Origin of the sequence: Rufibacter sp. DG15C (assembly GCF_001577755.1) — a bacterium.
Lineage (GTDB): Bacteria > Bacteroidota > Bacteroidia > Cytophagales > Hymenobacteraceae > Nibribacter.
On sequence record NZ_CP010776.1, the window covers coordinates 188,170 to 202,888 of the forward strand.

Here is a 14,719-nt window from a genome sequence, read left to right on the forward strand (position 1 = left end):
CCCAAATTCGTCATCAGTACTCGTTAACAGAACCAGAGACAGCACCAGAAACCTGCTGGATTGGAGCTCCAGAAGCACCCAGTTCCTTTGCAAAGAACGCAGTTTCTGCCAGCCAAGAAGCCCTGCACCCATGGACGTACGGGGCCACGTGACACCTGTTTTTGGCCTATTTTCCGGAAAACAGCCCAAAACAGAGGTGCTACAAACGCTTACACAGTTAGTTGCGACCTTAAAATAGAAGTCTTGTTTCCGTTTTCGGGCTACTTTTGGGAAAACAGCAGAAAAACAACTTATTGCCTATAGCAGACATATACTTCTCACATGCTCAAAAACTACTTTAAGATAGCTTGGCGCAACCTGCTTAGAAATCCGGCCTACTCCGCCATCAACATTGTGGGGCTGGCCACGGGGATTTCTGCGTGCCTGCTTATTTTCCTGTTTGTGCAGCATGAGCTCACCTATGACCGCGAGATTCCCAATTCAGAGAACATCTACCGCATTGTCAGCAACATCAACTTCCAAGGCAAGAACGATCACTTCGGACTTTCTCCCATGCCGCTCTCTGAGCACATGCAGCGGGAAATCCCGGAAGTAAAACAGAGTGCCCGCCTGGGCGCCATTGACAAGCAGACCATTTGGGTGGGCCAGCAGCCGTTTTTAGAGGATCACCTGGTATTTGCAGACAGCACGTTCTTTGAGGTGATTCCCTACACGTTTCTGGCCGGTGACCCTAAGACTGCCCTAGATGCGCCCCGATCCATTGTGCTTTCTGAAGAGTTGGCCACCAAGTTCTTTGGCAGCGCAGACAACGCGCTAGGCCAACTTTTGACCTTTACGCGCTACACGTTTAAGGTGACAGGCGTGGTCAAATCCTACAAGCACTCGCATTTGGCCGTCAATGCGTTTCTGTCCCAGAGCACTCGTGAAGAGGCCATCAGGCTGGGCAAGGACCCAGGCGGCGCGGCCTTCGCCGAGAGTCGTTGGCTGGCCATCTCGTTTTACACTTATTTCACGCTGCACAACCCAGAGGCCATGCCTGCCTTTGAGCAGAAACTGGCGCAGCTGGTTAAAAACACCGTAGAGCCCTGGATTAGAGAACAGCAGCTGAGCGCCACCGTCCGGTTTGAGGTGCAACCCATCCAAGACATCCACTTGAGTAATTCCTCTGAGCAAGAATTGTCGCCATCGGGCAATAAGGCCTACGTCTACATTTTTAGCGTGGTGGCGCTGTTTCTACTCTTGATTGCCTGCATCAATTACATGAACTTGGCCACCGCCCGGTCTGCCAAGCGCGCCCGCGAGGTGGGCCTGCGCAAGGTGGTGGGCGCCGACCGCTACCAGATCATCAAGCAGTTCCTGGGCGAATCCATCCTCATCACTTTGCTGGCCTTGATTTTGGCGCTGGCCATGACTGAACTCTCCATTCCGCTGTTCAATAAACTCACTGACAAGCAATTCACGCTCTCGTCTTTCCTAAACCTGAACTTCATCCTCACGCTGCTGGGCATTCTCTTGTTTGTGGGCTTGGCGGCGGGCAGCTATCCGGCCTTTTTCCTGTCGGGGTTTAGGCCCGTGGAAGTGCTTAAATCTGACAAGAGCCCGCGCAGCGGAAATTCATGGCTGCGCAGGACGCTGGTGGTTTTGCAGTTCACCATTTCTCTGGTGTTGATTATTGGCACCGCCGTGGTATACAGCCAGTTGCAGTTCCTGAAAAACAAAAGCCTGGGCTTTGACAAGGAGAAGGTCCTGGCCATAAATCTGCCTGTAGGTGACACCACCGTAGCCCGGCACCTGTCTGTGGTCATGGAACAGGTAAAGCAGCACCCCAACGTCAAAGGCGTGGCCCAGACTGGCAACATACCCGGTGAGGAACTGGGCCGACTGCTGGTGCTGGCAGAGGACAACGAAGGCCAGGAAATTGACAAGACCATGAACGTCATGTTTGTGGAACCGGGTTTCCTGGAGCTCTTAGGCATACAGTTGAAGGAAGGACGCGCGTTTGACCGAGGCATTCCCTCAGATGAGAAGGGAGCCGTCATGTTGAATGCCGCCGCTGTTAAATGGTTGGGCTATGACAAACCCCTGGGCAAGCGCATCAAGCTCATTGACTATGACGCCAAGGTGATTGGCGTGACAGAAGATTTCAACTATGCCTCTTTGCACAGCCCCGTGGATCCGCTCATTTTGGTACCGCTCAAGCATTCCAACGGGTACATGGTCACCAAGATACAAGGACAGGACATGCGGAAGACGGTGGCCTTTATTGAACGCAAATGGCGGGAGTTTGCTCCCAAGCACCCCATAGAGTCTTTTTTCCTGGATGATTTCTTTGACCAGCAGTACCGGGCCGAGGAGAAGATGCTGGCCATCTTCGGGTATTTTGCGGTGCTTACCATCTTGATTGCCTGCCTGGGACTCTTTGGGCTGGCCTCCTTCACGGCGGAGCAGCGCACCAAAGAGATAGGGATCCGCAAGGTGCTGGGCTCTACCGTCTGGGAAATTGTGCTGCTGCTCTCCAAAGACTTTGCGGTGCTGGTGCTGGTGGCCATTGCTCTGGCGCTGCCGCTGGCCTGGCTGGGGATGCAGTACTGGCTTCAGGATTTTGCCTACCAGGTGCACATGAGCACCTGGCTGTTCGTCATCGCCGCGTTAGGGGCCTTGAGCATTGCCCTAACCACGGTGGGCGTACAAGCCGCCCGCGCCGCGCTGCTCAATCCCATCCAGGCGCTCAGAAGCGAATAAGCGCTTCGTTTTGGGCCTATTTTCTGGGAAACAGGCCAAAAATGGGTCTTTGTTTTTGATTGGGTGAAGAAACAGGCAGGAAACTTGCAGTAACTATATCTAAATACCCTATTATTTCGTTGTTCTCTTATTCCCTATTTCATAGACATCTATGGTTAAATCATTCTTAGCGGCCTTAGGCCTTGCCGTGCTGGTGCAGTTGCCCACGTTGGCAGATTCTCCCAAGAAACCGACGTACAACTTCTCCATTGACCTTACCAAAGTCTCCAATGACAAACTGCCCGTCACGTTGTTGGTAGATGACCTGGACGAGGACGAAGTGCTGTACCGCCTGCCTAAAATGGTGCCTGGCACCTATGCCGTCTATGACTTCGGGAAATTTATCTCAGACTTTAAGGCCGTAGACAAGAAAGGCAGAAAGCTGCCCGTAGAAAAGGTGGACGTGAACACCTGGCGCATCAAGAATGCCAAGAAGCTCAAAAAAATCACCTACCTGGCAGACGACACCTGGGATACGCCCAAGAAAGAAGACATTGTGTTTGAACCCGCCGCCACAGACATTGAGGCCGGCAAAGTGTACTTGATTAACACGCACGGGTTCTTCGGGTATTTTGAGGGCATGACCAAAACGCCGTACCAGATCACGGTGACTAAGCCGCAGGAATTCTACGGCGCCACTCCCTTGCGCGCCACTTCTACCACGGCCACCTCAGACACCTATTTACTGGAGAACTACAATGACCTAGTAGACGCACCCATGCTTTACAGCAAGCCAGACACCGCCATGCTCAAAGTAGGCACCGCCGATGTCTTGATTGCCACCTACGCAGGCGGCGGCGGACAGCGCTCTAAGAACCTGGCCAACAACATTAGAACCATTCTGGAGGCCCAAAAGAACTACCTGGGTGGTACGTTGCCCGTAGACAAGTATGCTTTCTTGATTTACATTGACAACAAGCAGAACCGCACGGGCGCCTACGGTGCTTTGGAGCATTCGTACTCGTCGGTGTACTATTTCCCGGAGATGCCGCCCAACATGCTGGCAGAGCAGGTACGTAGCATCTCGGCGCATGAGTTCTTCCATATTGTAACGCCCTTGAACATCCACTCAGAGGAGATTGGCAATTTCAACTTCTCGCAGCCTAAGATGTCCAAGCACCTATGGCTGTATGAAGGCGTAACCGAGTATTTTGCCCATCACGTGCAGGTCAATCAGAAATTGATAGATGAAGGCGCGTTCATGGACGAAATCAGAAACAAGATCATCGCGTCCAAAGAAGAGTACAACGACAGCCTTGCCTTCACGGAACTGAGCCTGGGCGCCCTAGACAAATATGAGAAGCAGTACGGCAACGTGTACCAGAAGGGCGCACTCATCGGCATGGCCCTGGACATTAGGTTGCGGGAGTTGTCGGGTGGTAAATACGGCGTGCGCAACCTCATGAAAGACCTGAGTCAGACCTACGGCAAAGACAAATCCTTCAAGGACGAGGAGCTGTTTGACAAGATCACGGCGCTTACCTTCCCTGAGATCAGAGAGTTTTTTAGACGGCATGTAGAAGGCGCAGAGCCGCTGCCTTACGCCGAGCTTTTCCAGAAAGTGGGCATCCAGTACAAGCCTTCGGGGGTTATGAAGCGAATCTCATTGGGCAAGCCAACGTTGGGCTATGACCAGGCCGCCAGTAGAATTGTTGTGGCCAGCGTGGAGAATCTATCTAGCTTTGGCAAGGCTTTGGGTTGGAAAGCCGGAGACCAAATTTTGGCCATCAATGGTGAAGATCTAACCCTGACCAACGCGACTGAGCTTTTCTCCAAACACGTAGCCAACGGCAAAGAAGGCAGCATGCTCACCATCACGGTAGGTAGAAAAGACGCCAGTGGCAAAGTGAAACCCGTAGACCTGAAAGCCAAGTTGGTGCCCTCAGAAGAATTGGTCTCCCACTGGTTAGCCCCGGCCCCAGAAGCCACGCCTGCGCAGATAGCCTTGCGCAACGCTTGGCTGTATTCTAACCTGTAAAGAACCAACACTTTAGCCACTCCCGTTTTTGGTCTGTTTTCATAAAAACAAGCCAAAAACGGGAGTGGCTTTTTTAGATATATTTGTAGCATGACTACAGAGATTCGCCAGAGGCTGCTGGCTTATATAGACACTGCCCATACCGCTGTTGAAGCATCCTACCCAACCGTTCCTATGTACCAGGGCACGCCAGAATATCTAGAGAAACGCCGCTTGCTTTTAACGGACTTGTCCTTACACTTGGCCCAGGATGCGGTGCAGGGAGAGTTTCCTGATCACAGAAAAGTAAGGCAGCACCTATTTGCCATTACCAAACTGTATGCAGAGCTTTTCCCCAATGAAGGCTTTGGCCCGGTGGCACAGGCACTTTCTCCTGCTCCCCTTGAAAACATATCCGCTGGCTAGGCGTTATGCTTTCGGGAATTTCCAGTAAATAGACCCTCGGTTTTTTATTCATTATATGCCTGTTGCCCTGCGCTTTCTGCTCTCCCTCCTGCTTTTTCTTTGTCTGAGTTCCTCACTTGCGGCGCAGGACAAGGTTACCCTGAGCGGCACCCTGCGAGACGCCAGCACCGGCGAGCCCCTGATTGGCGCCAACGTGGGCATACTTGGTACGGCTTCGGGCGTGATTACCAACACCAACGGCTTCTACAGCCTCACCACCGTTCCTGGCAGTTACCGCATCCAGTTCTCTTATTTGGGCTACCAAAGCCAAATAAATGAGTTGTCCTTAACCAGTGATGTGAAGCTGAACCTTGAGTTGACGGCCTTAAACACAGAACTCAAAGAAGTGGTAGTGGAAGGCGAGCGCAACACGTTCCAGGACCGGCTCACCCGGCCCCAGATGAGTGTAGAAACGCTGTCTAGTAGAGAGGCCAAGCTACTGCCGGCTTTGTTTGGCGAAGTAGACATCATCAAGACCCTGCAATTGAAACCTGGCATCCAGTCGGGCGGCGAAGGGACCAGCGGTCTGTTTGTGCGAGGCGGCAGCAACGACCAGAACCTGGTCTTGTTGGAAGACGCCTTGGTCTATAACCCCAGTCACTTGTTCGGGTTTTTCTCTGTGTTCAACCCAGACGCAGTGCGCAACGTGGAGCTGTACAAAGGCGGATTTCCGGCGCAGTTTGGCGGTAGGTTATCCTCAGTACTGGACGTGAAGATGCGCGATGGCAACCGCAAGGACTATGACGTCTCGGGTGGTCTTGGCTTGATTGCGTCTAGGTTAACCGTAGAAGGCCCTATTCAAAAGGAGAAATCCTCTTTTCTGGTGTCGACGCGCCGCACCTACGTGGACGTGTTCACGCGCATGATCAACAAATCACAGGAAGACGACCCCGACTGGAGCCCCATCCCGGATTATTACTTCTACGACTTCAACGCCAAGGCCACCTTTGAATTAGGCCCCAGTGACCGCCTGTTTGTGAACGGCTACTACGGCAAGGACTTCTTCAAATTCAACGACGCAGACTTTGACTTCAACTTTAACTGGGGCAACCGGGTGGCCAGTGCCCGGTGGGCCCACCAGTTCTCACCCAGGTTCTTCGTCAACAGCACCTTCTCTACCTCTAACTATGAGTATGAGATTGCCAACAAGCTGGACATCTTCAGTTTTAACCTTACTTCCAACATCACGGACTACACGCTCAAGACAGACTTTGAGTACCTGCCCAATGATCACCATCATGTGCGCTTTGGAGCCTCTGCGACGGAGCATCAATTCACGGTGGGCCGGCTGCAGGCCAGCAGTGATGACGGCTCTGTTAATGTGCAGGCCGGGAACAATTACAACGGGCAGGAGTTTGGCTTGTACGCCTCAGATGACTGGGGGCTCACGCCGCTGTTGACGGTCAGCTATGGGGTACGCGTGTCTGGCTTTAGAAACGACAAGACGTTTGTGGGCCTGGAGCCGCGCGCCTCTGTCAATTACCGCTTTACCGAAACGCTTTCGCTTAAGGCCAACTACACGCGCATGTACCAGTATGTGCACCTGGTGTCCAACTCAGGGGCTTCTTTGCCTACAGACATTTGGTATCCATCCAGCCCTGGCGTGAAACCGCAGCGTTCTGACCAAGTGGCCTTGGGGGTAACAAAAATCTACAAGGAAAAATACTTGCTCAGCACCGAGGCTTATTACAAAGACATGAAACGCCAGCTTGATTTAAAGGACGGGGCCCAGATTTTTGGCAATGCAGAGTTGGAGGAGGAATTTGTCTTTGGTACCGGCGAGAGCTACGGCCAGGAGTTTTACGTGGAGAAGAAAGAAGGCAAAACCACCGGTTGGATTGGCTATACCCTTTCCTGGACTAACCGAACCTTCCCAGACATCAACAACGGCAAGAAATTCCCGACGCGCTTTGACCGAAGACATGACCTGTCAGTGGTGGCCATCCATGAGTTGAACAAGCGCATCAGTGCCACGGCTACGTTTGTGTATGGTACCGGCAACGCCTACTCATTACCCGTGCAGCGCTTCGTTTTTCAGGATGTGAACGGAGAGGATTATACGGTTATACCCGTGTACACAGAACGCAACTCGTTTAGGCTGGCCGCTTATCATAGGCTGGATTTGGGCGTGGTTTATAAACTTAGGCCAAAGCGCGGCACCTCTGACCTGACCTTTAGCGTGTACAACGCCTACAACCGCCGCAACCCGTATTTCGTGTATTTTGAGACCATCAAGGATGAGGAGACGGAGCAGATTACGGGCTTTGTGGCCAAGCAGGTGTCCTTGTTCCCGGTCATTCCGTCCATTACCTATAACTTCAAATTCTAATGAAGACCCAAACATATATAGTCAGGCTGCTTGGTTTTCTTTTGCTGCTAACGGGTTTTACCGCCTGTGACATGGAGCAGGAGATTGAGGTGAAACTACCAGTGCTTCCTACTGAGCTGGTAGTAGAATGCTATCTGGAGGAAGGCAAACCCATCAGACTAGCCTTGTCAGAATCTGCAGGGTATTTTGAGGGCGCTCAGCCGGTCATCATCAACAATGCAAAGGTGACCATCACTAAAAACGGGTCTCAGGTAATTCCCTTGGCGTTTAAAGTGGTGGTGGACAACAAGAACGAGAAAATCACCAATTATCAAAGCAGCCACGTCATCCAAAGCCAACCCGGCGATGTCTACACCCTCACCATCACCGATCCTGCGGGCCGCCGCGTGACGGGCTCTACCACGGTATTGCCACCTGCCCCTCTGGACAGTGTAGGTTACAAATTCAATGATAAGCCCGAAGAAAGCCAGGAAGCCTACCTCTACATTAGGTGGCAAGACGATGCCACCCGCGAGAACTTTTACCGCCTCCTTACCCATAAAAACGACTCTACCGGAGTAGACAGTGAAATGGACGCCGAGATCAATGACCGCCTGCGCAACGGCCAGAAAATCATCTACACCACCACTTATCGCTTTGACCGAGGTGACACGCTTAACATCAAGCTCTTCCATCTAGATCGGGCGTATTATGACTTTATCAGCAGCGTAGAGGACGCGCGCCGCTCCAATGGAAATCCGTTCGCGCAGCCAGTCACCATCAAGTCTACCGTGGCCGGCGGTTTTGGCGTCTTCACGCACTTGAACTACAACACCCGGGAGCTGATTATCAAGTAGCCTAACCAACAACTATGGAAACGAGAACGCCTCGCAATCTTTGGACTGCGAGGCGTTCTCGTTTTTAGGCTATTTTGGTGAAAACAGGCCAAAACGCCTGACTTGGTGTTGGCTATTCCTGTACCTTGATCAACTCTTTAAACAGAACGGTCAAGGCAGGTTCTGCTTTGGCGGCAGCGTCCAGGATGTCTTTCAATATCACCTTCTTGATTTTACCCGGCACGCAAAGGTCTGTGATCACAGAGACGGCAAAGCACGGCAGGCCCATGTGCACGGCGGCAATAACCTCGGGCACGGTGCTCATGCCCACGGCGTCGGCGCCAATGGTGCGCAGGTAGTGGTACTCGGCTTTGGTCTCCAACATAGGGCCAGGCACGCTCGCGTACACACCGCTTTTCAGGTTGAGTCTGTGGTGCTCAGAGATGTTAAGCGCCTGCTGGATCATGTGCTCCTCATACGGCTCGCTCATGTCTGGGAAACGCGGCCCCAGGTCATCAATATTCCTCCCGATCAAAGGATTGGTAGGCTGCAGATTGATATGGTCTGTGATCACCATCAGGTCTGAGGTTTTAAACGCAGGATGCAGACCGCCCGCAGCGTTGCTCACAAACAGACGCTTAATGCCCAACAGCTTCATGACCCGCACCGGAAACACCACCTGCTCCATGGAGTAGCCCTCATAGTAATGGAAACGGCCCTGCATGACCATGACACGGCGTCCGCCCAGATCCCCGAAGATGAGTTTACCCGAGTGGCTTTCTACCGTAGACACCGGAAAATGCGGAATGTCTGCGTAGCTGAGGCTGTGCCGTATCTCCAGTTCCTCTACCAGTCCGCCCAGGCCCGTGCCCAGAACAATCCCGAACTCAGGCTCATACTGGTGGTTCATCTGGTCTCTGATATAGTCTGCGGCTTCCTGTAAGGCGTGTATCATAGGTGTTGCGTTGTTTTTGGCTTGTTTTCTGGAAAACAGCCCGAAAACGATTATTGTTTACCGCTGCAAGGTCTAAATTTTTCTTGAAACCTGTAACCGCCGGGCAAGTTTCTTTCAACAAAAAAGGCCGCCAATGGCCGCCTTTTTTGTGGGGAAAGCTCTATGTTTAACCTTATTGAATGGCAAGGTCATACGGCATGCGGGCCTGCACGCCTTGCATCATCTCTAATTTCTTGTATTGCTGATAATATGGCATCATAGTACCCAGCTCCTTCTGCAGGTAATAACTTTTAATCTGGCTCTCAGACTCTTCCAAGAAGTTAGACATAAAGGATTTCTGCTCAGGCATGGTGCGCACCCGGTACTCGTCTTTCTTGAGTTTCGCTTTTTTGGCGGCAATGGCAATGGCCTCGTCCAGACCGCCAAACACGTCAACCAGACCGCGGGCCTTCGCCTCTGAGCCAGACCAAACCCGTCCAGAAGCTACCTTTCTCAACGCCTCTACAGACATGTTTCTAGACTTGGCAGCCTTGGTGGTAAAGTCGGTGTAGATGCGTTCCACTTCGCGCTGAACGTGCATTTTCTCATACTCGGTCATTTGGCGCGTCACGGAAGGCACGTCTGAGAACTTACCGGTTTTGACGCGGTCCACGGTGATGCCCAGCTTGTTCTTCAGGAAATTCTCTCCGTTGAAAATCATCCCGAACACGCCAATGCTACCCGTGATGGTGTTGGGGTGCGCCACAATGGTGTCACAGGCCATGGCAATGTAGTAGCCACCGGACGCGGCCACATCAGACATGGAGGCAATCACAGGCTTCACTTTCTTAGTGAGCATCACCTCGCGCCAGATCACGTCTGAGGCCAGCGAGCTACCGCCCGGCGAGTTGATACGTAGCACCACGGCTTTCACGTTCTTGTCCAGACGTGCTTTTCTGATAGCCTCTGACATGCCTTCGCCGCCTATGTTGTCCTCGTCTCCTTTGCCGCCCACAATCTCACCAGAGGCATAGATCACGGCAATCTTATTTTTAGAAGAACCGGTTTTCTTATGTTCATCTGCCACCTTGCGGTACTTGCTCAGGTTCACCAGGTTCACTTCTTCATCTGCCTCAATGCCCGTTTTGCGCTTCATGAAGGCTAGCACCTCATCATAATAGCCTAGGTGGGTCACCAGGCCATATTTAAGGGCGTCTTCGGCGTTGTGCACCAGCATGGAGTCAGAGATGTTCTTAACCTCGGCAAAGCTCTTGTTGCGGGCTTTGGCCAAGTTCTGAAGCATGAAGTTGTTGAGCGAGTTAAGGAACGACGTAGTCTGCGCCCGGCTTGGCTCGCTCATCTTGTCCAGAATGAACGGCTCCACGGCACTTTTATACTCGCCAACCTTAAAAATATACGGCTCAATGTCCAGCTTTTCCAGAGATCCCTTAAAGAACAAGACCTCAGAACTCAAGCCATTCAATTCTAGCGTGCCAGAGGGGTTCAGGTAGATGCGGTCTGCCACTGATGACAGGTAATAGGCCTTCTCAGTGGCAATCTCGCTGTACGCCACCACAAATTTCTTAGACTTCTTAAACTCAATAAGCTCATCCCTGATCTCTTCCAGAGATGCCATACCTACCTGCATGAACTCCAGGTTGAGCATGATGCCATTGATGTTGTCATCATTCTTGGCCTTTCTGATAGAGGCTTTGATGTCATCCAGACCAATCCCGCCATCGCCGAAGGCATCTGAGAAGCCCAGATCAGCAAACGGACTGCGCGGGCTGCGTTCCAGAATAGGTTGGTTCAGCTTCAGCTCCAATACAGAGTCTTTCTCAATGCTCACGGTGTCATCTGTAGTGGCGGCGGCAATGCCCAACAACAGAATAAAGCCCAGCGTCATGAACAACAGCAGGCCTACAATGGTGGCCAATACATATTTGAAAAATTGTAACATGTCTTTAAGGTAAAAGGCACGCATGGCAAACCGCCACTGCACCCATGTTTCTACATTAGTCGAATATACTTCTAAAGACTTACATCCTGTCTCTGATTAAAAGTATATTTCTTGATTTACTGCCGAAGGTAGCGGCAAATCATGCAGATCCACACGCTATCTCTGTGAGTAATAAGCCAATGCAGAGGCGATAGTACCGGTGGTGATTAGCAAAATTCAGTATTTCGCGTATTTGCTCTTATGCGCATGTGGGTACTAGCCTTGTTTCTCTTCCTTTTTGCCTTTCCGGGCCAGGGACAGACGCGCCGCAACCTCAACTTCAAGTATTTTGGCCTGACCCTGCACCCTAAAGGAGACGACAACGCTGAACTCATGCCCCTCAACCCAGACGGCAAGGGTTATTTGGTGGTGAACCTGGGCGGCAGCGTGGGCTATGAGCACTTCATCAAAGGAGGCAAGTTTTCCATCAAGGTCATCCAAGCCCTCTACGCCGACTGCGCCATGCAACTAGCAGGCTTTACCCACTTGGGCGTACGTGCCGTCATTTTTGAGGTGGGGAGGCATTCTTTGAACGGCGGTATTGGCCCTACGCTGGTGTACCGCCGGAACTGGGCCGCTCTAGACGGCTACAACGAGTCTACCTCCTTCTTTGGCGGAGATGTCGATGATGCCTGGCAATACAAAATGATCTGGTACGCCGGGGAATTTGAATACAACTACCGCCTCACAGACCGCACCGATTTCTCCACCTCCTTCGTGCCCGGATACCCAAATATTATGAGTCTATCCTTTGGCGTGCGGGTGTGGTTGAAGGACAAATAGATATGTAGTCTAGTGGTGAAGAAGGTAGATTTTAGGATGAACAGACATTGAGATGCAACCCTTTTTTTGCCTGCTTTCGGGAAAACAAGCAAAAAATGTCCTCTTTGTTCCAACGGCAGATTCTCCCCTTGAGGGGAGCGTAGAGGGGTGTTTACAAAGGAGAGCTCACCTTTCAAAAGTTAGGATGATGCTATAAGTAAGTTACTTCTCTAATTTGGCTAAGAGAAATATAAATTTAATAGATGCATACACCCCTCCACGCTCCCCTCAAGGGGAGAATCCGCGCATTCCTTCTGCCAGTCTAATTCGCCCACAAGATCCTTTCAGGATGACAATAGAAAGTAAATGGCCTCATAGTGTGCTAAGCTCCTACGAGTGTCTTTCATCTTCAACAAAAATCCACTCACTCACTCACTCACTCACTCACTCACTCACTCACTCACTCACTCACTCACTCACTCACTAATACCCGTACCACTCTCCCCACTGATTGCGTAGGTTCTTGCGCATCTCATTTTCGCGGGCGTTGTTGCCGGGATGGAAGAAGATGGTGCCTTTCAGTTCTTCGGGCAGAAAATTCTGGGCCACGAAGTTGCCTTCATAGTCATGCGAGTATTTGTATTCATTGCCGTACCCAATCTCCTTCATGAGCTTGGTAGGCGCATTGCGCAGGTTTAAGGGCACCGGTGGGCTCCCTTGCTCTTTGACCATGGCTCGGGCGGTCCTGATGGCTTTGTACGCGGCGTTGCTCTTAGGTGAGGTGGCCAGGTAAATAGCGCACTGGGAGAGAATAATGTCACACTCTGGGTAGCCAATTACGTTCACCGCCTGGAAGCACTCGTTCGCCATGATGATGGCTGTGGGGTTGGCGTTGCCGATGTCCTCAGAGGCCATAATGAGCATGCGGCGGGCGATGAACTTGGGGTCTTCGCCGCCTTCAATCATGCGGGCTAGCCAGTACACCGTGGCGTTGGGGTCTGAGCCGCGCATGGACTTGATGAAAGCCGAGATGATGTCATAATGCGCCTCTCCGCCTTTGTCATAGAGCGCCAGGTTCTGCTGGGCAATCTGCTTGACCATCTCATTGTTGATCACCAGTTTCTCCTGCGGATTAGTGGTGCTACCGTCAATGACAATCTCCAAGAGGTTAAGCAGCTTGCGGGCATCTCCCCCCGAGATGGTCAACAGCGCCTCGTACTCCTGCACTTCTATCTCCCGCTTCTTCAGAATTTCGTCCTCTGTTAGCGCTTTCTGCACCAAGTCAATGAGTTCTTTCTTTTCTAGTGATTTAAGAATGTACACCTGGCACCTGGACAGCAGGGCGGGAATGACTTCAAATGAAGGGTTCTCCGTAGTAGCGCCAATCAAGGTCACGGTTCCTTTCTCAACGGCTCCTAACAGCGCATCCTGCTGAGACTTGTTGAACCGGTGTATCTCGTCTATGAACAAGACCGTTCCCTGCCGTTTTCTGGCCTGGTCTATCACGTCCCGGATGTCTTTCACACCCGCATTAATGGCGCTCATGGCCACAAACGGCACTTTCAATTGACCCGCAATGATGTTGGCTAGGGTAGTCTTGCCCACGCCCGGAGGTCCCCAGAAAATCATGGACGGCACCATGCCCGCTTCAATGTAGCGACGCAGGACACCCTTGGGCCCCACCAGATGCTGCTGGCCGGCGTATTGGTCTAGGTTAGCGGGGCGCATGCGCTCCGGCAAAGGCGCTTTGGTGGTTTGGAACATGATTGGGTCTTACTCAGATGAAAACAATGATGCCGTATACGCACCAACATCCAAACACGAAGATACTTTTTTCGCCCCCGTTTTTGGCCTCCTTTCTAGAAACCAGCCTAAAAACGATGGACGTTTATGAAATGCTTTGGATGGGAAAAAGGAACGAGGGCTCTTTGAGCAGCAACGAAATTAAATCAATCAAAAGGTGCCACATCCACAATCTTGAATGCATTGCCCTCTTTTACAATCTGTACCGTAATGCCAGAAGCCGCGTAGACGTCTCTCCACTGCACAAAGCCCTGTACCTTTTTGTCAAAAGTGTAGACCTTCGCCCAAACGGGGTCTTCATGGTCACCGTCCTCGGCAATTTGCAGGATGGGGTAGGCCAACACGGCACTTTTAGGCGCTTTGAGTGAGGGCTTGCTGTACACCCCCAAGAATGGCTTCAACCCGATGAGCGTGATGTACGGGTCTACTTCAAACTGGTCTAATTGCGGGCTATAGAACCTATGAGACTGCACATACGGGAACTGGTACACCTCTTGCCCTTCTTCCTTTTCAATGGTGCCGCCTAGAACAAGCGCTTCTTTCAATCTACTGAAGCCGTCCATTTTTTTGATGAAGTCCTCCAGAAAATCTGTCTTACCATAAGACCCTCCCCCATGCGAAACGGCCACGCTGTCACTCACGACACTCAATAAAAAGGCGGTGTCCTTGTTGGTGCAGGCGGTAATGACTTGCTGGACAAACGTGGACAGCTCTGGCAAAGCCTTGGTCTCATTCAAAGGCTTCACCGAAAACGTTTTGTGCGTCACCTTCTGCTGGGCAAATCCAACAGAGGCAGAGAAGAATAGAAGAAGACTAAAGAAAAAGGAAAGTACGCGCGCCATGCAACAATTTACCAAAAACTAAGAACGAATAG

Annotated in this window: 10 protein-coding genes; 6 read left to right on the forward strand and 4 right to left on the reverse strand. The window is 51.7% G+C overall.

The window, feature by feature from the left end:
* The first annotated feature begins 321 nt into the window (after window positions 1–321).
* The 5 genes from TH61_RS00880 (at window position 322) to TH61_RS00900 (ending at window position 8,368) form a co-directional block, all read left to right on the forward strand.
* Window positions 322–2,742 (forward strand): ABC transporter permease, encoded by a 2,421-nt coding sequence (locus TH61_RS00880; protein WP_066504652.1) that lies wholly within the window; start codon window positions 322–324, stop codon window positions 2,740–2,742.
* Window positions 2,743–2,893: 151 nt separating this feature from the next.
* Window positions 2,894–4,759: a peptidase M61 gene (locus TH61_RS00885; protein WP_066504667.1), complete on the forward strand. Its 1,866-nt coding sequence runs from the start codon at window positions 2,894–2,896 to the stop codon at window positions 4,757–4,759.
* Between the two features lie 90 nt (window positions 4,760–4,849).
* Window positions 4,850–5,164, forward strand: a complete 315-nt coding sequence (locus TH61_RS00890; RefSeq protein ID WP_066504671.1) for a hypothetical protein — start codon at window positions 4,850–4,852, stop codon at window positions 5,162–5,164.
* A 55-nt stretch (window positions 5,165–5,219) separates the two neighbouring features.
* The gene (locus TH61_RS00895; RefSeq protein ID WP_066504674.1) at window positions 5,220–7,532 is read left to right on the forward strand and encodes a TonB-dependent receptor; all 2,313 of its coding nucleotides are present in this window, start codon (window positions 5,220–5,222) and stop codon (window positions 7,530–7,532) included.
* A gap of 71 nt (window positions 7,533–7,603) precedes the next feature.
* Entirely contained in the window at window positions 7,604–8,368 is a 765-nt protein-coding gene (locus TH61_RS00900; RefSeq protein ID WP_231862273.1) for a DUF4249 domain-containing protein, read from the forward strand.
* Between the two features lie 112 nt (window positions 8,369–8,480).
* On the opposite strand, the gene TH61_RS00905 is transcribed toward TH61_RS00900, so the two are convergent.
* Both TH61_RS00905 and sppA read right to left on the reverse strand, forming a co-directional pair.
* Window positions 8,481–9,302, reverse strand: a complete 822-nt coding sequence (locus TH61_RS00905) for a purine-nucleoside phosphorylase (RefSeq protein ID WP_066504679.1) — start codon at window positions 9,300–9,302, stop codon at window positions 8,481–8,483.
* A gap of 172 nt (window positions 9,303–9,474) precedes the next feature.
* Entirely contained in the window at window positions 9,475–11,241 is a 1,767-nt protein-coding gene (sppA, locus tag TH61_RS00910) for a signal peptide peptidase SppA (protein ID WP_066512386.1), read from the reverse strand.
* A gap of 240 nt (window positions 11,242–11,481) precedes the next feature.
* Between sppA and TH61_RS00915 the strand changes: the two genes are divergently transcribed.
* Window positions 11,482–12,063 carry a hypothetical protein gene (locus TH61_RS00915; protein ID WP_071887747.1) on the forward strand — a complete coding sequence of 194 codons (582 nt, stop codon included), beginning with the start codon at window positions 11,482–11,484 and terminating at the stop codon, window positions 12,061–12,063.
* Window positions 12,064–12,525: 462 nt separating this feature from the next.
* Here the strand turns inward: TH61_RS00915 and TH61_RS00920 are convergent, their stop codons facing one another.
* Both TH61_RS00920 and TH61_RS00925 read right to left on the reverse strand, forming a co-directional pair.
* Window positions 12,526–13,806 (reverse strand): replication-associated recombination protein A, encoded by a 1,281-nt coding sequence (locus TH61_RS00920; protein WP_066504690.1) that lies wholly within the window; start codon window positions 13,804–13,806, stop codon window positions 12,526–12,528.
* A gap of 185 nt (window positions 13,807–13,991) precedes the next feature.
* Window positions 13,992–14,687, reverse strand: coding sequence for a hypothetical protein (locus tag TH61_RS00925; RefSeq protein ID WP_066504693.1), 696 nt, complete (start codon window positions 14,685–14,687; stop codon window positions 13,992–13,994).
* Between the last annotated feature and the right edge of the window lie 32 nt (window positions 14,688–14,719).

Bases quoted from the DNA above. Each gene is read 5' to 3' on its own strand.
- TH61_RS00915 (WP_071887747.1), top strand. From the start codon at position 11,482: ATGCGCATGTGGGTACTAGCCTTGTTTCTCTTCCTTTTTGCCTTTCCG.
- sppA (WP_066512386.1), bottom strand. From the start codon at position 11,241: ATGTTACAATTTTTCAAATATGTATTGGCCACCATTGTAGGCCTGCTG.
- TH61_RS00895 (WP_066504674.1), top strand. From the start codon at position 5,220: ATGCCTGTTGCCCTGCGCTTTCTGCTCTCCCTCCTGCTTTTTCTTTGT.
- TH61_RS00885 (WP_066504667.1), top strand. From the start codon at position 2,894: ATGGTTAAATCATTCTTAGCGGCCTTAGGCCTTGCCGTGCTGGTGCAG.
- TH61_RS00900 (WP_231862273.1), top strand. From the start codon at position 7,604: ATGGAGCAGGAGATTGAGGTGAAACTACCAGTGCTTCCTACTGAGCTG.
- TH61_RS00880 (WP_066504652.1), top strand. From the start codon at position 322: ATGCTCAAAAACTACTTTAAGATAGCTTGGCGCAACCTGCTTAGAAAT.
- TH61_RS00920 (WP_066504690.1), bottom strand. From the start codon at position 13,806: ATGTTCCAAACCACCAAAGCGCCTTTGCCGGAGCGCATGCGCCCCGCT.
- TH61_RS00890 (WP_066504671.1), top strand. From the start codon at position 4,850: ATGACTACAGAGATTCGCCAGAGGCTGCTGGCTTATATAGACACTGCC.
- TH61_RS00905 (WP_066504679.1), bottom strand. From the start codon at position 9,302: ATGATACACGCCTTACAGGAAGCCGCAGACTATATCAGAGACCAGATG.
- TH61_RS00925 (WP_066504693.1), bottom strand. From the start codon at position 14,687: ATGGCGCGCGTACTTTCCTTTTTCTTTAGTCTTCTTCTATTCTTCTCT.